Origin of the sequence: Microbispora rosea (genome assembly GCF_044460045.1) — a bacterium.
GTDB classification, from domain to species: domain Bacteria; phylum Actinomycetota; class Actinomycetes; order Streptosporangiales; family Streptosporangiaceae; genus Microbispora; species Microbispora rosea.
Genome location: NZ_JBITJO010000004.1, coordinates 87,774 through 106,149, shown reverse-complemented (window position 1 = coordinate 106,149; position 18,376 = coordinate 87,774). Strand labels below are relative to the sequence as shown.

The 18,376-nt window shown below is 72.3% G+C and carries 17 protein-coding genes; 13 read left to right on the top strand and 4 right to left on the bottom strand.

What is annotated here, in order from left to right; all coding sequences use genetic code 11:
• Nucleotides 1-73: 73 nt before the first annotated feature.
• The 5 genes from ACIBK1_RS17770 to ACIBK1_RS17750 all read left to right on the top strand — a co-directional run bounded on the left by ACIBK1_RS17770 (nucleotide 74) and on the right by ACIBK1_RS17750 (nucleotide 7,603).
• Nucleotides 74-3,595 carry a WD40 repeat domain-containing serine/threonine protein kinase gene (locus ACIBK1_RS17770; RefSeq protein ID WP_396736156.1) on the top strand — a complete coding sequence of 1,174 codons (3,522 nt, stop codon included), beginning with the start codon at nucleotides 74-76 and terminating at the stop codon, nucleotides 3,593-3,595.
• Between the two features lie 100 nt (nucleotides 3,596-3,695).
• A complete protein-coding gene (locus ACIBK1_RS17765) occupies nucleotides 3,696-3,869 on the top strand; it encodes a hypothetical protein (protein WP_156081130.1) in 174 nt (57 codons plus the stop codon).
• A gap of 38 nt (nucleotides 3,870-3,907) precedes the next feature.
• Nucleotides 3,908-4,609 carry a hypothetical protein gene (locus tag ACIBK1_RS17760; RefSeq protein ID WP_396736153.1) on the top strand — a complete coding sequence of 234 codons (702 nt, stop codon included), beginning with the start codon at nucleotides 3,908-3,910 and terminating at the stop codon, nucleotides 4,607-4,609.
• 92 nt (nucleotides 4,610-4,701) lie between these two features.
• Nucleotides 4,702-6,489, top strand: a complete 1,788-nt coding sequence (locus tag ACIBK1_RS17755; protein WP_396736150.1) for an ABC transporter ATP-binding protein — start codon at nucleotides 4,702-4,704, stop codon at nucleotides 6,487-6,489.
• Nucleotides 6,490-6,784: 295 nt separating this feature from the next.
• Complete coding sequence (locus tag ACIBK1_RS17750) at nucleotides 6,785-7,603, top strand: alpha/beta fold hydrolase (protein WP_363418212.1); 819 nt, start codon at nucleotides 6,785-6,787, stop codon at nucleotides 7,601-7,603.
• Here ACIBK1_RS17750 and ACIBK1_RS17745 read toward each other — a convergent pair.
• From ACIBK1_RS17745 to ACIBK1_RS17735, 3 genes are read right to left on the bottom strand one after another with little or no spacing between them, the layout of a single operon-like run.
• Complete coding sequence (locus ACIBK1_RS17745) at nucleotides 7,600-8,349, bottom strand: ABC transporter permease (protein WP_396736147.1); 750 nt, start codon at nucleotides 8,347-8,349, stop codon at nucleotides 7,600-7,602. The genes ACIBK1_RS17750 and ACIBK1_RS17745 overlap by 4 nt on opposite strands.
• A gap of 53 nt (nucleotides 8,350-8,402) precedes the next feature.
• Nucleotides 8,403-9,359: an ABC transporter ATP-binding protein gene (locus ACIBK1_RS17740; RefSeq protein WP_030510879.1), complete on the bottom strand. Its 957-nt coding sequence runs from the start codon at nucleotides 9,357-9,359 to the stop codon at nucleotides 8,403-8,405.
• 14 nt (nucleotides 9,360-9,373) lie between these two features.
• Nucleotides 9,374-9,913, bottom strand: a complete 540-nt coding sequence (locus ACIBK1_RS17735; protein ID WP_051762325.1) for a PadR family transcriptional regulator — start codon at nucleotides 9,911-9,913, stop codon at nucleotides 9,374-9,376.
• 39 nt (nucleotides 9,914-9,952) lie between these two features.
• Here ACIBK1_RS17735 and ACIBK1_RS17730 point away from each other — a divergent pair, with 39 nt between their 5' ends.
• The 5 genes from ACIBK1_RS17730 to ACIBK1_RS17710 all read left to right on the top strand — a co-directional run bounded on the left by ACIBK1_RS17730 (nucleotide 9,953) and on the right by ACIBK1_RS17710 (nucleotide 14,834).
• On the top strand, nucleotides 9,953-10,291 hold the full coding sequence (locus ACIBK1_RS17730) for a hypothetical protein (protein WP_030510877.1): 339 nt from the start codon (nucleotides 9,953-9,955) through the stop codon (nucleotides 10,289-10,291).
• An 81-nt stretch (nucleotides 10,292-10,372) separates the two neighbouring features.
• Entirely contained in the window at nucleotides 10,373-11,059 is a 687-nt protein-coding gene (locus ACIBK1_RS17725) for an SDR family oxidoreductase (RefSeq protein WP_030510876.1), read from the top strand.
• A gap of 73 nt (nucleotides 11,060-11,132) precedes the next feature.
• Nucleotides 11,133-12,476 (top strand): formimidoylglutamate deiminase, encoded by a 1,344-nt coding sequence (locus tag ACIBK1_RS17720; protein WP_396736142.1) that lies wholly within the window; start codon nucleotides 11,133-11,135, stop codon nucleotides 12,474-12,476.
• Between the two features lie 53 nt (nucleotides 12,477-12,529).
• Complete coding sequence (hutI, locus tag ACIBK1_RS17715) at nucleotides 12,530-13,678, top strand: imidazolonepropionase (RefSeq protein ID WP_396736139.1); 1,149 nt, start codon at nucleotides 12,530-12,532, stop codon at nucleotides 13,676-13,678.
• Between the two features lie 223 nt (nucleotides 13,679-13,901).
• Nucleotides 13,902-14,834, top strand: a complete 933-nt coding sequence (locus ACIBK1_RS17710; RefSeq protein WP_030510873.1) for a sigma-70 family RNA polymerase sigma factor — start codon at nucleotides 13,902-13,904, stop codon at nucleotides 14,832-14,834.
• A gap of 119 nt (nucleotides 14,835-14,953) precedes the next feature.
• Here ACIBK1_RS17710 and ACIBK1_RS17705 read toward each other — a convergent pair whose 3' ends face one another.
• Complete coding sequence (locus ACIBK1_RS17705; protein WP_396736136.1) at nucleotides 14,954-15,820, bottom strand: NAD(P)H-binding protein; 867 nt, start codon at nucleotides 15,818-15,820, stop codon at nucleotides 14,954-14,956.
• A 93-nt stretch (nucleotides 15,821-15,913) separates the two neighbouring features.
• Here ACIBK1_RS17705 and ACIBK1_RS17700 point away from each other — a divergent pair, with 93 nt between their 5' ends.
• The 3 genes from ACIBK1_RS17700 (at nucleotide 15,914) to ACIBK1_RS17690 (ending at nucleotide 18,375) form a co-directional block, all read left to right on the top strand.
• On the top strand, nucleotides 15,914-16,339 hold the full coding sequence (locus tag ACIBK1_RS17700) for a MarR family winged helix-turn-helix transcriptional regulator (RefSeq protein ID WP_231514092.1): 426 nt from the start codon (nucleotides 15,914-15,916) through the stop codon (nucleotides 16,337-16,339).
• A gap of 384 nt (nucleotides 16,340-16,723) precedes the next feature.
• Nucleotides 16,724-18,040, top strand: coding sequence for an ammonium transporter (locus ACIBK1_RS17695; RefSeq protein WP_030510870.1), 1,317 nt, complete (start codon nucleotides 16,724-16,726; stop codon nucleotides 18,038-18,040).
• Complete coding sequence (locus ACIBK1_RS17690; RefSeq protein ID WP_030510869.1) at nucleotides 18,037-18,375, top strand: P-II family nitrogen regulator; 339 nt, start codon at nucleotides 18,037-18,039, stop codon at nucleotides 18,373-18,375. The genes ACIBK1_RS17695 and ACIBK1_RS17690 overlap by 4 nt, the downstream gene beginning before the upstream one ends.
• Nucleotide 18,376: the final 1 nt, after the last annotated feature.

The window sequence follows — 18,376 nt, the reverse complement described above, 5'->3', positions numbered from 1 at the left end:
CGCCGAGGATCCGGCAGAACCCTCTCGCGCCCGTCGGCGTCCAATCCCACGTGCCGGCACGAGGGGTGGACGCATGACGGGGACGCTGCTGCCGGAGGATCCGGAGCGGCTGGGGGGTTACTGGCTGTCGGGGCGGCTCGGCTCCGGCGGCCAGGGCGTCGTGTACGAGGCGTACGACAGCCAGGGGCGCCGGGTGGCGGTGAAGGTGCTGCACGGCGACGCCGCGGTGGATCCGGAGCTTCGGGAGCGGTTCGGGCGGGAGGCCGCGGCGGCCCGGCTGGTGGCGTCGTTTTGCACGGCGCCGGTCATCGCCGCCGAGTTGGACGGGCCCCGGCCGTTCATCGTCAGTGAGTATGTCGAGGGGCGGAGTCTGCGCCGGGCTGTGCAGGAGGGGCAGGTCTTCGCCGGGGACGGCCTGCATCGGCTGGCGACCGCGATCGCCACGGCGCTGACGGCGATCCATGAGGCGGGGGTCGTGCATCGTGACCTCAAGCCCGACAACGTGCTGCTCGGCCCGGACGGCCCCCGGGTGATCGATTTCGGCGTCGCCAGGACGTTGGAGATGTCGCTGACCAGCACGGGGCTGGTGGCCGGGACGCCGACGTACATGGCGCCGGAGGTGTTCACCGGGCAGCGTGCGGGGCCGGCCGCCGATGTGTTCGCCTGGGGCGGGATCGTGCTGTTCGCCGCCACGGGTGAGGATCCGTTCCGTGCGGAGAGTCTGGGCGGGGTGATGCACCGGGTGCTGTCGGCCGATCCCGACCTGTCGGTGCTGCCCGCGTCGCTGCGGCCGCTGGTCGGCGCGGCGCTGGTCAAGGAACCGTCTGCCCGCCCGTCCGCCCGCGACCTGCTGTTGGCGCTGATCAGCGGGGGCGGCCGGGTGGACACCGCGCACTTGCTGGCGGAGGGCAGCCGGGCGGCGCGGGCGGTGCACGGGCAGGGCGATCCCGACCCGGCGCTGGGCGCGCTGGCCGAGGACGCGTATGACACGCTCGGCCCCGCGGGGCGTGATCTGGTGCCGCAGATCTTCTTGCGGCTGGTCGCGGTGGGTCCGGAGGGTGAGCTCGCGACGCGCAGGGCGGGCGAGGATGAGTTGCCGCCCGGTTCGGGCGAGGTGCTGCGGTTGTTCGCCTATGTGCTGTCGCGGCGGGACGGCGAGGTGGGCCTGGCCCGGCCGGCGCTGCTGCGGGCCTGGCCCCGGCTGCGGGCCTGGCTCGACGACGAGTGGGACGGCCTGCCGGTCCACGCGGAGATCCGCCTCAGGGCCCGGCAGTGGGCCGCGACCGGTCGCCGCCAGGCCGACCTGCTGCAGGGCGGCCGCCTGGACGCGGCCGTGGGCTGGGCCGTCACCGGTCGCCGTCACCTCGCCCTCAACGCCCTGGAGCGCGAGTTCCTCGACGCGTCGGCCGCGCTGACTCGGCGGCGAGCCCGCCGTCGCCGCCTGCTCACCGCGGCCCTGGCCGTGCTGCTCGTGCTGTCGCTGGCGGGCGGCGGCCTCGCGGCCTACCAGGGCAGCCGGATCGCCGCCCAGCGCGACCAGATCTCCGCGCAGCGCGACCGGGCCAACGGCCGGGAGGCGGCGCTGCGCGCCGGGACCCTGCGCACCACCGACCCCACCGCCGCCATGCTGCTCAGCGTGGCCGCCTGGCGCCTCGACGGCGGCTCCGAGGCCCGCTCCAGCCTCATGTCCTCGCTCTATCAGCCGGAGATCGCGGTTTACCGCCCGCCGGGCGGCGGGCTGCAGGCGTTGAGCCGGGACGGGCGCACCGTCGTCACCGTGTCGGACGACGGAATCAGCCTTCACGACGTGCGGGGCCGGCGCCTGCTCCGGCGGATCCCGGTGCCGGGCCTGCGCTCCGACCCCCTGCTCGGCGTGTCGCTCAGCCCGAGCGGCAGGTCCGTCGCGGTGATCACCACGACGAAGGCGACGGTGTGGGACCTGGGCACCGGCCGGGTCCGGGCCGAGCTCGCCGTTCCCGGCGCGCGAGCAGGAGGAGAGATCGGGTTCACCGACGACGAGTCGAAGGTCGCCGTGCTGGAGGACACGAACGGCTTCGTCTGGGACCTCGCGAACGGCCGGACGTACGGCCGGGCGATTGAGGGCGGCTGGCCCGGAGAGCTGCCGGTCCTGCCGCGCTCGGGACGGATCGCCGCGCTGCTCGACCCGGACGGCGGCTTCGGCGTGCGGCGGCTGCCCGGCCCGGACCGCGACCCGAGGTTCCGGGGAGCCTGTCCCGGACGGCTGGGGGCCGTCGCCTTCAGCCGGGACGGCGCGCTGATGGCCTGCGGGGGCCGGCAGATCACCCTCGTCTCGGCCGCGACGGGCCGGCGGATCACCGAGGCGGGGGACGACGACTGGCCTTGGACCGAGAGCGGGGCCGACGAGCCCGCCAACGCCGTGAACGCCGGCCTGCGATTCAGCGCCGACGGGCGCTTCCTGGCGGGGTTCGCCGACCGGTCCATCAGGGTCTGGCGGGTGCGCGACCACCGGCAGGTGTTCACCTACCGGGCCGAGGACGACGTGGCGGACGTCCGCCTCGACCCCGACGGGCACACCCTGCGCTTCCTCCTGGAGGAGGCCGTGGTCAGCCTGGACATCCGGCCGCGGGCCGATCCGGTCCGCCCGCCGGGCCGGATCTTCCGCACCTGGCTGAGCCCGGAGGGCCGCTGGCTGGCGATCGAACCGGAGGAGTCCGGCCCCCTGGAGCTGTGGGACGTGTCCCGGCGGCGACCGGCCGGGTCGCTACCGGGAACGGCCGGCTGGGGAGACGCGATCTTCGACCGTACGGGCCGGACCATGGTGATCGGCAACGACACGCTCGAGCGGCTGCGCGCCTGGGACGTCGCCGGGCGCCGGCCGCTGTGGAGCTACCGGGCGCCGCGCGGCCTCCTGGTGGAGGGCCACGCCTTCAGCCCGGACGGCAGGCTCTTCGCGGCCACGCTCGGGCAGGCGGACAACGGTCCGGAAACGCGGGGGAGCCGGCTGATCGAGTGGGACGCGCGCACCGGCCACCTGATCCTTGACATTCCTCTCGACCGGCAGACCGGCGACATCGCCTTCGGCGCCGACGGGCGGACGATCGTCTGCACCGACGGACGGATCCTGGACGCGGCCACCGGCAGGCAGCGGGGCAAGGCGTTCATCCCCTCCGAGTCCTTCGCCGTCAGTCCCACCGGCGACCTGATCGCCGTGGGCGGCATCACGGGCCGGATCTTCCTCTGGGACACCAGGGGTCCGTCCCCCGTGCCGCCCACGCTGCACGGGACGATGGAGCAGATCGACGCACTGGCCTTCTCACCCGGGGGAGACGTCCTCGCCACGGTGAGCGAGCGCGGGACGGTGCAGCTGTGGGACGTGCGCGCCGGGCGGCGGCTGGGCGGAGCCGTCCCGCTGCTCTCCGACCTCGGCCTGACCTCGGCGTTCGGCGCCGACGGCACGCGCCTGTACGTCGCCGACCAGATCGGGGACCTGTTCGAGATGCCCGTGGACGGGGATCTCGTGGCGCGGCAGGTGTGCGCGCGGGCCGGGCGGACCCTGACCAGGGAGGAATGGGCGCGCTACCTGCCAGGAACGCCTTACCGGGACGTGTGTTGATCGCTCAAAGAGCATTTCGGCTGGTTCTGTGGGTATTTCATCCCATGTCAGAGCTGTTGGGGGGCCGGGAGGGGCGGTAATGGAGTCTCGGGAGCGGTTCGTGTTCCAACGGATGGCGGCGCAGCTCAAACGGGAGGCGGCGCTGCTGACAGGGGATCGGCTCATGGCGGCGGAGGCACGCAGCGAGGAGGCCGAGGCCGACCTGTGCCTCACCTGGTACGCGATCATGGACACCACCCGGCGGATCCGCCTGGCCTACGGGGTATCCGGATGAGGGACGATCACGGTGCGTGCGCGGGCGATACTGAGGTGGTGACCGCGTCTTCCGCCTTCCCGGCGCCCCCGTTCCACCTGCGCCTCATCGAGGACGCGCGGCCGGTCCTCGACCGGTACGGCCTGCTGCTCGCCGGCGGCTACGCGCTGCTGGCGCACGGATGCACGTCGAGGCCGGTCGACGACCTCACCTTCGCCACCGGCGGCGAGGCCCCGCTGGCGGAGGCCGGCCAGGCGCTGGCCGAGGCGTTCGGAAGCACCGGCCTGTCGGCCGAGGTGTGCGAGGCCGGCGCCCGCATCGGCCGCGTCGTCGTCACCGACGAGATCAACGGCCAGTCGTGCGAGGTCGCCCTGCTCCGCGAGCCGCTGCGGGACCGGCCCGCCGACATCGGCCCCTGCCGGGTGCTCGGCCTGGACGACGCCGTGGGACTCAAGGTCCGCGCCCTGCAGGACCGCGGCCTGCCGCGCGACTTCGCCGACGTGGCCGCGGTGTCCGGCCTGTACTCCTTCCGCCTGCTCGAACAGCTCGGCGCGCGCTACGACGACGAGTGGCGGGTGGAGGACCTGGTCGAGCGGCTGGAGACCGTCGACCTGCTGGCCGACGAGGCGTTCGGCGGCCTGGACGAGGAGGGCGTCGCCGACGTCCGCCGCTTCGCGTACGCCTGGGCCGAGGACATCAAGCTGCGCCGCGTCGACGACGGCGACGCCGAGTTCGACCTCGACGTCCCCGGTGTGGACTGATCCGATAGGTCGAAAACCCCGCGCGCACCGGCGTTTCCGGTGAATTAGGGTCTCCGGAAGATCGCACGCCGGGTTCGCGCGTAGGGGGCTCCATGGGGATGGACGGCGACGGCCCCGGCGGTGGCCGGCCAGGGCCGAGGACGAAGGCGTCCCTGGGGGAGCGCGCCTCCTGGCGGCTGCTGTTCGGCCAGGTGCGCCCGCACCGGCGGGTGCTCCTGCTGGGCGGCCTGCTGAGCCTCGTCGGCAGTCTCACCGGGCTCGCCATGCCGGTCATGGCCAAGCGGGTGATCGACACGTTCGGCGAGGGCGGCGCACTGGTGGGCCCGGTGCTCGGGCTGTCGCTCGCGGTCCTGGCCGGCGCGTTGATCTCCGCGGCCGGGCGGTTCCTGCTGGAGCGGATGGGCGAGACGATCGTGCTCGACTCGCGCCGCGGCCTGGTGGACCGCATTCTGCGGCTCAGGGTCTCCGACGTGGACCGGCTCAAGCCCGGCGACCTGCTGTCGCGGGTCGGCTCCGACACCACGCTGCTGCGCGCCGTCTGCACGGACGCGCTGGCCTCGCTGGTCGGCTCCGTCTTCACGTTCCTGGGCGCCGCCGTGATGATGGCGATCATGGACGGCCTGCTGCTGGTGGTCACGCTCGCCGTCGTCGCGCTGGTCGGGCTCCTTGGCGTGGTCATCGCCCCGCGCATCCGACGCGCCTCCCTGCAGGCGCAGGAGGCGCTCGGTGAGATGGGCTCGGTGCTCGACCGCGCTCTCCAGGCGTTCCGTACGGTCAAGGCCGGCGGGGCCGAGGCGCGGGAGATCGCGGCGGTGGGCGCGGCGGCCGCCGAGGCGCGCGACCGGGGCGTGGCCGCCGCCGCGTGGACGTCGCTGGCCGGGATCGGCGCGTGGATGTCGATCCAGCTCGCGTTCCTCGCGGTGCTGGGCGTCGGCGGGGCGCGGGTGGCGGCGGGGGAGATGGAGATCTCCGCCCTGATCGCGTTCCTCATGTACCTCTTCTACCTGGTCTCCCCGATCGGTCAGATCGTCCAGAGCCTCACGCAGATCCAGAACGGCCTTGCCGCGGTGACCCGCATCCAGGAGATCGCCGCGCTGCCCACCGAGCCCGCCGCCGCCCCCGTGACGCGGACGCGAGGCGAGCCCGTCGGGGTGACGTTCTCCGGGGTCGTCTTCCGCTATGGCGAGGACCGGCCGGTGGTCCACCAGGGTGTGACGTTCGAGGTGCCCGCCGGCGGCATGACCGCGCTGGTCGGCCCCTCGGGCGCGGGCAAGTCGACGGTCTTCGGCCTCATCGAGCGGTTCTACGAGCCGCAGGAGGGATCGATCACCGTCGGCGGGCGGGACATCCGCGACTGGCCGCTCGGCGAGCTGCGGGCCATGCTCGGCTACGTCGAGCAGGACGCGCCCGTGCTCGCGGGGACGTTGCGGGAGAACCTCGTCTTCGGCGCGCCCGGCGCGACCGGCGAGGAGATCGCTCACGCACTCGCCCGTACGCGCCTGGACGACCTGGTCGAGCGGCTGCCCGAGGGACTGGAGACGCCGGTCGGCCATCGCGGCGTCCTGCTGTCGGGCGGCGAGCGGCAGCGGGTCGCCATCGCCAGGGCGCTGCTGCGCAGGCCCCGGCTGCTGCTGCTCGACGAGGCGACCTCCCAGCTCGACGCGGTCAACGAGATGCGGCTGCGGGAGGTCGTGGCGGAGGTGGCGCGCGAGACGACGGTCCTGGTGATCGCCCACCGCCTGTCCACCGTGACCGGCGCCGACCGGATCGTGGTGATGGAGGCCGGTCGCGTGCGGGCCTGGGGCACCCACGACGAGCTGGTCGCGGCCGACGAGCTCTATCGCGAGCTCGCCGCCACGCAGTTCCTCGTCTCGTCCTGACCGGTGGGCCGACGATCTCCGCAGACGCCGATGGCGAAGCCGTGAGCAGCCCTTACACCGGGCCACAGCTTCTTTCGACCGATGACCGGGAAGGTCGGTGGTGCGTAACCTCTCCTTCACCACCGCCCGGTCTCCGGTGCCATCGCGCGTGCGGGCGCGTCCGGTGACCCGGGTCGGAGGCGGGGCGCTCCGGCCGGTCAGGCCGGGGCGCCCCGCCGCTTACCTCCCACGTAATCGATCTTCTGAGCTCGCCCGGCCAGACTCCGGTTGTCGATCCGAGACAGCGGGAGTGGACATGTTCTTCGAGACCTTCGACGGCACGCGGCTGGCCTATGAGGACTACGGACAGGGCGAGCCGATTCTTTTCCTGGCGAGCTGGGTGCTGCACAGCGACATGTGGGAGTACCAGCTTCCGTTCTTCGTCGAGCGCGGCTACCGCTGCGTGACGCTGGACCGGCGCGGGCACGGCCGCTCCGACCGTCCCTCCACGGGTTACGACCTGGACAGTCTGGCGGACGACGTGGCCGCCCTGATCGAGCACCTCGGCCTGCGCCGCGTGACCCTGGTCGGCCACTCGGCCGGGGGCGCCGAGGTCGCCCGCTACCTGGCCAGGCACGGCGAGGAGCGCGTGGCCAGGGTCGCGTTCGTCTCCGCCGTCCTGCCGTTCCTCAAGCGGACCGCGGACAACCCGGAGGGCGCCCCCGAGGAGGCGCTGCGGGCGACGCTAGCCCAGTTCGCGACCGACCGGCCGAAGTGGTTCGCCCGGCAGGCGCAGGTGTGGTTCGCCACGCACCTCGGCAACGACGTCTCCCCGGCGCTCGTCGACTGGACGCTCGCGCAGTGCCTGTCGGCCTCGCCGTGGGCGACGTCGCGCGTGTTCGAAGCGCTCTACCACGCCGACCACCGGGACGGGCTGCGCGCGATCACCGTTCCGGCGCTCGTCGTGCACGGCGCGGCCGACATGTCGGCGCGGGTCGAGGTGACCGGCCGTCGTACGGCCGCCCTCGTGCCCGGGGCGGTCTACAAGGAGTACCCCACCGGCGGGCACGGGCTGTTCGTGACCCACAAGGACGCCCTGAACGACGACCTGCTGGCCTTCCTCAAGAACGGTTAGCCGGCGAGGTGGCGCATGGAGCGGACCGACCAGGCCAGGGCGGGCACCGCGAGCACCGCCATCAGGGCGAACGCGAGCACGACGTGGCCGCCCGCGAGGTCGCCGGCGAACAGCGCCCGCCCGGCCTCGACCGCGTGGTAGAGCGGGTTGACCTGGGCCACCGTCCGCATCCACGGCGGGGCGAACGACATCGGCAGCAGGATGCCGGTGAACAGGATCAGCGGCAGCGCGAAGAACTGCAGGATCTGCGACATTCCGTTCTCGTCCCGCACGGCCAGGGCCAGGCCGTACGACAGGCCGGAGGCGAAAAGGCCGGTCAGGGCCATGAGCAGCAGCATCAGGGCGACGCCCGGCAGGCTGGGCCGCATGCCCATGAGCAGCGCCACCACGATGATCAGCACGGCCTGTGCCACCAGCACGATCATGTCGCGCAGTGTCCGGCCGAGGACGATGGCCGGGCGGCTCGCCGGGCTCGCGGCGAGCCGTTCGAGCACTCCGGTGCGGATCTCGGCGATCATGCCGAAGCCCACGAACAGCGAGCCGAACAGCGCGATCATCACCATCACGCCGGGGGTGAACATGGCGAGCGTCCGCTCGTCCGGCACGCCGGGCATGGTGTTGGCCAGCAGCGGGGCGAACAGCAGCAGATAGAGGACGGGCTGGAGGAGGCCGAACAGCGGCCAGACCGGGTTGCGCGCGGTGTTGCGCAACTCGTAGGCCAGGAACAGGCCGGTGTGTTTCAGCATGGCTCAGTCTTTCTGTGAGCAGCTTTCTGTGAGCGGCTTCCTGCGAGCGGGGTTCAGGCGGCGTCGCGGAGCGAGCGGCCGGTCTTGTGCAGGAAGACGTCGTCGAGCGTGGCCCGGTCGAGCGCCACGGACTCCAGGGCCAGGCCCTGCCCGGCCAGCGCGGCCAGCAGGTGCGGCAGCGCCCGCTCGCCGTCGTCCAGGTAGACGCGCAGCAGGCCGCGGTCGGCCCTGACCTCTCTCGTGTACGGCAGGCCGTCCAGCACTCGCGCCGCCTCGTCCGTGCCGGGCACGCGCAGGGACACGACATCCCCGGCGACCTCGCGTTTCAGCTCGGCGGGTGTGCCGGCCGCGACGACGAGCCCGTGGTCGACGATGACCAGGCGGTCGCACAGCGCGTCGGCCTCGTCCAGGTAGTGGGTGCTGAGCAGCACGCTCGTCCCGCCGTCGCGCAGCGCCTTGATCTGCTCCCAGAGGTTGGCCCGGTTCTGCGGGTCGAGCCCGGTCGTGGGCTCGTCGAGGAACAGCAGCGGCGGCCGGTGGACCAGGCCGAGCGCGATCGCGACGCGCCGCTTCTGCCCGCCGGACAGGGTGCGGGCCGGCCGGTCGGCCGGACCCGTCAGGTCGAAGGCGGCCAGCAACTCCTCCGTGCGCGCCGCTGCCTCGGCCGCCGTCAGGCCGTCGACCCGGGCGGCGAGCCGGAGATTGGCCCGGGCCGTGTTGTTCTCGTCGACCCCGCCGGCCTGGCCGACGTACCCGATGCGGCGCCGCACCTGTTCGGGGGAGGTCAGCAGGTCGTGCCCGGCCACCGTCGCGGTGCCGCCGGTGGGCGCGACCAGCGTCGCCAGCATGCGGATCGTCGTGGTCTTCCCGGCGCCGTTGGGACCGAGCACGCCGACTATCTCGCCTGCGGCGACCTGGAGGTCGACTCCTCGTACGGCCTCCACCGGCGCGGCGCCGCGGCGCCCCCGGGGGCGGTAGGTCTTGCGTAATCCCCGCGCGTCAATGATCATCTCGGGCTCCTCGTTCATGGGATGTCGCCGCGCTCGACGCGCTCGACGGCCTGCTCCAGCCACTCCAGCTGGGCGCGGTATTCGGCCGCGCTCAACGCCAGGCACTCGTCCACGTGCCGCGGAGCGTCCGCCGCGCGCTTGGCGTCACGGGCCCGCTCGAAGCTCGCGAACCCCGCGCGCAGCCGCTCGGCCCTCTCCCGTACGACGGCGAGCAGGTCGGCCTTGGACAGCCGGTCCATGAACGTCAGCGCGACCTGGAACGGGTCGACGATCGGCATGATCGCCGACCAGTGCTCGCGCAGCCGCCGGTCGAACTCGGCCCGTCCCTCGGGCGTGATGGCGTAGACGGTCCGCCCTCGCCCGGAGGGCCGTCCGTCGCCGACCACTTCGAGCAGGCCCTCCTCGGCCATCTTCCCGAGGGCGTGGTAGATCGAGCCGAAGGCGACGTTGGCCCAGTGCTGGGCGCCCCACAGTTCGAGCTTCTTGCGTACCTCGTAGCCGTGCAGCGGCCCGTCGAGCAGCACGCCCAGGATCAGCACCCGCGTCGATGACATATTCAAATTTGTATACAAACTTGAGTATCGTGGTCAACCGTGAACGACAGACACGAGATCCGCAGGGACGACGACGGCGCCCTGCTCGGCTACGTACAGCGGACCGGTGAGGGGTGGGAGCCGCTGACCGTCTTCGGCTATCCCATCGGTGCGGCCGGGCCGTACGAGCGGGCCGAGGAGGAGGTGCGACGCGCCGGGCTCGACGTGCTCGCCGGGCAGTGGGAGTTCCTCGAAGACGGCGAGTGGTACCGCTGCGTGATCCTGGAGGCCGCCGCCGGTGAGGTGCGGGTGCGCCCGGCCGACCACCGCTACCCGCACCACCGCTACGCCCTGACCCTGGAGCGCCCCACGCCCGAGACCCTGCGCCCGCAGCGGTGACATGCCCGCCGCCACCCGGTCGCCCGGAAACCCGGCACGCGGTGTGCGGCAAGATCCGGGCGGCGCTCTAAGGTGAGGTCCATGCGACCCACGGCTCTGATCACCGGCGCCTCGCGGGGTGTGGGGGCGGCGATCGCCCGTGCCCTCGCCCCCGAGTACGACCTCTTCCTGGGCGGCCGGGACGGCACGGCGCTCGACGCGCTGTGCGCGGAACTGCCGTCCGCCCGTCCCTGGGCGGTGGAGCTCACCGAGATCACCCCCGCCGACGTGGAGGGGATCGACCGGCTCGACCTGCTGGTCCACAGCGCGGGCATCGCCAGGCTCGGTCACCTCGCCGACGTCCCCGCCGAGGTGTGGCGGCGGACGATGGAGGTCAACGTCATCGCGGTCGCCGAGCTGACCCGGCTGCTGCTGCCCGCGCTGCGCGCGGCCCACGGGCACGTCGTGCTGATCAACTCCGGCGCCGGGCAGCGGGCCAACCCCAACTGGGGCGCCTACGCCGCCAGCAAGTTCGCCCTGCGCGCCTACGCCGACGTGCTGCGCGAGGAGGAGAACGCCCACGGCGTGCGCGTCACCACGATCTTCCCCGGACGCGTGGACACGGACATGCAGAGGGACGTCCGCGCCCAGGAGGAGGGGCCGTACGAGCCGGGAAAGTACCTGGAGGCGGAATCGGTGGCGCGGGCCGTGCTGGCCGCGGTGACGGCCACGCCCGACGCGCACGTCACCGAGATCACCGTGCGGCCGGCTGGGGGACCCACCCGCTGACGGCCGCGCGAGGCGCGGGGGACGGACGTTCATTACAGTGGCATCACCGCCACGCCGCCCATCTGGAGGACCGGTGCACGTGACCTACTGGTGCGAGATGGCGTGGCTGCCGCCCGGCGAGATCGTGGAGAGCGTGGTCGTCGGCGTCGAGGGCCGCCGCATCGTCGAGATCAGGCCCGAGGCGCCGCCTCCCCCCGGAGCCGTGCGGCTGGCCGGGCTCACGCTGCCCGGCCTGGCCAACTGCCATTCGCACGCCTTCCACCGCGCCCTGCGCGGCCACACCCAGACCGGCCGCGGCAGCTTCTGGACCTGGCGCGAGCGGATGTACGCGGTCGCCGAGGCGCTCGATCCGGACCGCTACCTCGCCCTGGCCACCGCGACGTACGCCGAGATGGCGCTCGCCGGGATCACCGCCGTGGCCGAGTTCCACTACCTGCACCACGGGCCCGGGGGCAGGCCGTACGCCGATCCGAACGCGATGGGTCACGCGTTGGTCGAGGCGGCCAGGAGGGCCGGGCTGCGCATCACCCTGCTCGACACCTGCTATCTGACCGGCGGCATCGGCGACGCCCTCACCGGCACCCAGCTGCGCTTCGGCGACGGGGACGCCGAGCGATGGGCGGCCAGGGCCGACGACCTCGCCCGGGCGCACGAGGGCGAGGAGGACGTGGAGATCGGCGCGGCCATCCACTCCGTGCGCGCGGTGCCGCCCGAGCAGATGCACGTGGTCGTCGACTTCGCCCACCGGCACACCGGCCCGCTGCACGCGCACGTGTCGGAGCAGCGGGCCGAGAACGAGGCGTGCGTCGAGGTCTACTCGGCGACGCCCGTCCAGGTGCTGCACGAACACGGCGCGCTGGGGCCGCGCTCGACCGCGGTGCACGCCACCCACCTGTCCGACGTGGACGTGGCGCTGCTCGGCGGCTCGACCACCCACGTGTGCATGTGTCCCACCACAGAACGCGACCTCGCCGACGGCGTCGGCCCCGCCCGCAGGCTTCTCGATGCAGGATCGCCCGTCACGCTCGGCACCGACAGCCAGGCGGTCATCGACCTGTTCGAGGAGGCCAGGGCGGTGGAGATGGACGAGCGGCTGGTCACCGGCGAGCGCGGGCACTGGCCCGCCGCGCAGCTCCTGCACGCCGCGACCGCCGCGGGGCAGGCGTCGCTGGGTTTCCCCGACGCCGGGTGCCTGGTGCCCGGGGCCTGGGCCGACCTCGTCTCCGTCCGGCTCGACTCGGTGCGTACGGCCGGAGCGACCAAGGCGTCGGCGGTGGAGTCGGTGGTGTTCGCCGCCACCGCCGCCGACGTGCACTCGGTGGTCGCGAGCGGGCGGCGGATCGTGGAGGACGGGCGGCACGTGCTCGGCGACGTCGGCGCGCTGCTGGTTGAGGCGCTCGCCCCGCTGAACCGGTGAGGTTTGCGCAGTTCGCGGGGTGGCGAGGATCAGGAAACGTGGGGCCGAGCGGCATGACATCAGTCGTTTTCACGGGGATCGGATCGCTGTACACGGCGGACCCCGAGCGGGAGGAGATCGAGGACGCCGCGCTGGTCGCGGAGAACGGCGTGATCCGTTGGATCGGCCGGTCCGCCGACGCCCCGCCCGCCGACGAGCGGGTCGACGTGGAGGGACGCGCCGTCGTCCCGGGGTTCGTGGACAGCCACGCGCACCTGGTGTTCGCCGGCGACCGCACCGAGGAGTTCGCCGCGCGGATGGCCGGGCGGCTCTACACCGCGGGCGGCATCCGCTCGACCGTCGCAGCCACCCGCCGGGCCACCATCCCCGAGCTGGTGTCCACCACCGCGCTGCTGGTCTCCGAGATGACCATGCAGGGCACGACGACGTTCGAGATCAAGAGTGGCTACGGCCTCACCGTGGAGGACGAGCGCCGCAGCCTGGAGATCGCCCGCCAGTTCACCGAGGAGACCACGTTCCTCGGGGCGCACGTCGTCCCGCCGGAGACGAGCGCAGACGACTACGTCCGGCTCGTGACCGGCCCGATGCTGGAGGCGTGCGCGCCGTACGCCAAGTGGGCCGACGTGTTCTGCGAGCGCGGCGCGTTCGGCGAGGAGCACAGCAGGGAGGTGCTCGCGGCGGGCCGCAAGGCCGGGCTGCAGCTCAGGGTCCACGCCAACCAGCTCGGACCGGGGCCGGGTGTACGGCTGGCCTGCGAGATGGGGGCGGCATCCGCCGACCACTGCACCCATCTCACCGACGCCGACGTGGACGCGCTCGCCGCCGCCGGGGTGGTCGCCACCCTGCTGCCGGGCGCGGAGTTCTCCACCAGGTCGCCCTACCCCGACGCGCGGCGGCTGCTCGACGCGGGCGTCACGGTGGCCCTGGCGACCGACTGCAACCCGGGCTCCTCGTTCACCACCTCGATGCCGTTCTGCGTCGCCCTGGCCGTACGCGAGATGGGCATGACGCCGCTGGAGGCCGTGCGGGCCGCCACCCGGGGCGGCGCGCGGGCGCTGCGGCGCACCGACGTGGGCACCCTGTGCGCCGGCGCCCGCGCGGACCTCGTCATCCTGGAGGCGCCGTCGTACGTCCACCTCGCGTACCGGCCCGGAGTGCCGCTGGTCGCGCAGGTGTGGCGGATGGGGCGCCGCCTCGTTTAGGCCCTCGTAACCTGGGTAAACGCCTTTTTTCCCGGCATCACATCCTCCTTGAGGAGGAAAAGGAAACCATTCCTCGGTCGTATCCGTTTGGGGAATCTTTGCCATGGACCGGCCGTTGTCCGGGTCAGAAGCAGGAAGCCGGGGACCGTGCCGAGCGGGGCGGACACGTCCGGCTCCCGGCTCACATATTGCATATCGCGGCGGCGGAACGAGGTGCCATCGGATGGCGACGGGGAATCGGACGCAGGAGCAGCACATCTCTGACCGGGATCTGCTGGGGACGTATTTGGCCGAAATCGGCCGCGTTCCCCTGCTGACCGCGGAGCAGGAGGTCGAGCTGGCCAAGCGCATCGAGGCGGGGTTGTTCGCCGAGCAGTTGCTCGACAGCGGGCGGCCCGAGCCGAAGATCGCGAACGCGACCGACGAGGAGCTGGAGCGCATCGCGATCTCGGGGCGGCGGGCGAAGGACGAGTTCATCCAGGCCAACCTGCGTCTCGTGGTCGCGGTCGCGAGGAAGTACTCCGGACGGGGGATGCCGCTGATCGACCTGGTGCAGGAGGGCAATCTCGGGCTGGTCCGCGCCGTGGAGAAGTTCGACTACCGCCGGGGGTACAAGTTCTCCACCTACGCCACCTGGTGGATCCGGCAGTCGGTGGGCCGCTCGATCCACGAGCAGGCGCGGCCGGTGCGGCTGCCCACCCACGCGGGCGAGCAGATGACGCGGCTCATGCGGGTGCGCAGGGACATGCTGGCGGAGTTCGACGCCGAGCCGACCGACGCCGACCTCGCCGAGGTGCTCGACCTGCCGATCGAGCGGGTGCAGGAGCTGCGCCGCTGGGCCTCCGACCCGGTCTCCCTCCAGCTCGGTGTGGGCGACGAGGACGAGACCGAGCTCGGTGACATGATCGCCGACGAGACCTGGGCGGACCCCGAGCAGCAGGCCATGGCCACCCTGGAGAAGGAGCGCCTGGAGCAGTGGCTGACCGGCCTGGAGGGCCAGATGCGCGAGATGCTGCGCTGGCGGTACGGCCTGGTGGACGGCCGCGAGCACACCCTCACCGAGGTGGGGGAGCGCTACGGCATCGGCCGTGACCGCGCCCGGCGCATCGAGCGCGACGCGCTGGTGCGGCTGCGCAAGATGGCCAGCGCCGCCTGACCGGAGGTCCGCCCTCGGCCGGGTCTCGCCCGGGTGACGAAGGCCGGCGTCCGCGGTCGTCCGTGGGCGCCGTCGGTTCGTCATGCGGAGAGGGGGTGCGCCCCGCCTGCCGGCCTCCTCTACTCGGCTTCGCCGCCGAGCCTCAGCGCGTGAGCGTTCCGGGCGCACCAGTCGGAGAAGGTCCGGGGGCGGCGGCCGAGCAGGTGGTGCACGGTTCCGGTGCGGACTCCGGCCGTGTCCGCGCGCATGAGCGCCGCGGCTTCGAGGATCGCGTCGGCAAGGGGCTTCGGCGCGCCGTCGGGGTAGCGGGACCGGACGATCTCCTCGGGGGTGGTCGCCGCACGGACCTCTATGCGGCGGCCGATGGTGGCGGCGATGATCGCGACCTGCTCGGCGATGGTGAATGTCTCGTCACCGGTGAGGGTGTAGGTCTGGCCTTCATGGCCGTTCTCGGTCAGCACGAGGGCGGCGACGGCCGCGATGTCGGCCGGATCGATCGGCGCGGACCGGCCCGGCCCGATCGCGTCGAGGACGACCCCCTCCTTCCTGATGGACGGCCCCCATTCCAGGACATTGGTCATGAAACCGCCGGGACGCAGGATCGTGGCCGGTATGCCGGATGCCCGCAGCAGCCGCTCGCGCTCGTGGTGCCAGCGGCCCATGGCGGGCACCGGATCTCCGAAGACCCAGATGGACGACAACAGCACGATGTGGCGCACTCCGGCGATGCGCGCGGCGGCGACGGCGTTCGCGGCCTGGTCCACGCCGATGCCCGGGGTGAGCAGGAAGACCCGGTCGACGCCGTCGAAGGCGGGGGCGAGCGTCGAGGGCTCGTCCAGGTCGCCGAGCACGCGCTCGGCGCTTGCGGCCAAGTCGGCCGCGCGGGCGGAGTCGCGGACGAGGATGCGAAACTCCGCGTTCCTCGCGTCGAGCTCGCGGACCAGCTCACGGCCGATTCTGCCGGTGGCTCCGGTGACCAGTAGCATGACACTCCTAATCGTTTGCCGTCTAGCGATTGGCGTACGAGGCGGAACGTTAGCCGGTAAATGATTAGCCGTCAATCGATCTGTCGTCCGGAGGTGGCGGTGGCCGAGTTCCTCGACCTGCACAGCAAAACGACGAAGGCGCTGCGTGCGCTGGCCGAGACGGCCATGCGCCGCCACGGCCTGCATCAGGGGCAGGATCACCTGCTGGCCGCCCTGTGGGAGCGCGACGGCAGCACGCCCGGTGAGATCGCGGCCGCGTTGCACGTCACCACGCCCACCGTCGTCAAGATGGCCACCCGGATGAGCGCCACCGGTCTGCTCGTCCGCCGCCGCGACGAACATGACAGCAGGCTCGTGCGGCTCTGGCTGACCGACGCGGGCCGAGCCCTTCGGGAGCCGGTCGAAGCCGAGCGCCGCGGCCTGGAAGACAAGATCACCGCCGGTCTCACCGAGACCGAGCTCCGCCAGCTGATGACCGCGCTGGGCAAGGTCTACGAATCGGCCAGAGAACTGCTGTGAGCAGGGCGTCCGGCGCCGAGGACGGCGGATCGGTCAGGGGCGGGGGAGGCGTCTCATCGGTCGTCGCCGCGGCGTCAAACGTGGACGGGCACGCATAGAACGCGGCCCTCGGCCGCTTCGCGGCCGTCCCGTCGGCCCGATTGGAGGGCCGACGACGCGCATCCGTTCCGGGTGCGCGTTTCGTCTCTCTGAGCACGTCCGAAACCGGCCCGAAACACGGTGGTGGCGAGTTTCACACATGTGAAACACACATGGTCGTGGGCTGAAACGGCGGAAGAACACGCTGTCGCCAACGTCAGTGCGCCAGCCGGCCAAGGTCGCCCGGGAGGAAGTCACTGCGGGAGTGATAACGGCCACACGCCAAATGTAAGGAGGGCCGCGTCGGTGAAGATCGATACCGGCACCACCGCCTGGATGATCACAGCAACCGCTCTGGTGCTGCTGATGACGCCCGGGCTCGCGTTCTTCTACGGGGGCATGACCAGGGCGAAGAGCGTCCTGAACATGATGATGATGTCGTTCGTCAGCATCATCACCGTCACCCTCGCCTGGGTCTTGTACGGCCACTCGCTGGCCTTCGACGCCTTCGGCGACGGGGACAACTTCGTCAACAAGCTCATCGGCGGCGGGGACGCCCTGGGGCTGCAGAGCCTCATCGACACGGCCACCAAGGACGACGGCACCGGTATGCCGAACCTGGTGTTCTCGGCCTTCCAGCTCACCTTCGCGATCATCACCGTGGCCCTCATCAGCGGCGCCATCGCCGACCGGGCGAAGTTCGGCGCGTGGGTCGTCTTCGGCCTCGCCTGGGCGACGCTCGTCTACTTCCCCGTGGCCCACTGGGTCTGGGGCGGCGGCTGGCTGGCCGGTCTCGGCATCGAGGACTTCGCCGGAGGCACGGTCGTCCACGTGAACGCCGGTGCCGCCGGTCTCGCGCTGGCGCTGGTGCTCGGCAAGCGCACCGGGTGGCGCAAGGACCCGATGCGGCCGCACAACCTGACCCTGGTCCTGCTCGGCGTGGGCCTGCTGTGGTTCGGCTGGTTCGGCTTCAACGCCGGCTCCGAGCTCGCCGTCGACGGCACCGCCGGCCTCGCCTTCATGAACACCCAGGTCGCCACGGCCGCCGCCGCCGGTGCCTGGATCCTGGTGGAGAAGCTGCGCGACGGCCACTCCACCACCCTCGGCGTCGCCTCCGGCGCCGTCGCCGGCCTCGTCGCCATCACCCCCGCCTGTGGTTTCGTCGACCCGTGGGCGGCGCTCGTGCTCGGCCTCATCGCCGGCGCGGTCTGCGCGTACGCGGTCGGCCTGAAGTACCGGCTCGGCTTCGACGACTCGCTCGACGTGGTGGGCGTGCACCTGGTCGGCGGCGCGATCGGCGCGGTCTCGCTCGGCATCATCGCCCGCTACCCCTTCGCGGACGGACAGAACGAGGGCCTCCTCTACGGCGGCCCGATCTCCCAGCTCGGCGTGCAGACCCTCGGTCCTGTCGCGGTGGGCCTCTACTCCTTCATCATGGCGTATGTCATCGGAAAGATCATCGACAAGACGATGGGCTTCCGGATCAACCAGGAGAACGAGGTCGCCGGCATCGACATCACGACCCACGCCGAGACCGGGTACGACCTCGGCACCGTCCACTCCTCGGGAGTGGCCTCAGTCAACGGGCCCGTGCCCGCGTCTGCGAAGAAGGTCGACGCATGAAACTCATCACCGCAGTCATCAAGCCGTTCAAACTGGACGACGTGAAGGCCGCCCTGGAGCAGTTCGGAATCAAGGGCATGACGGTCTCGGAGGCCAGCGGCTACGGCCGTCAGCGCGGCCACACCGAGGTCTACCGCGGCGCCGAGTACCAGGTCGACCTGGTGCCCAAGGTCCGGGTCGAGGTTCTCGCCGAGGAGGACGACGCCGAGGACGTCATCGACGTCATCGTCAAGGCGGCCCAGACCGGCAAGATCGGCGACGGCAAGGTCTGGTCGGTCCCCGTGGACACGGTCGTCCGGGTCCGCACCGGGGAGCGCGGGCCGGAGGCGCTGTAAC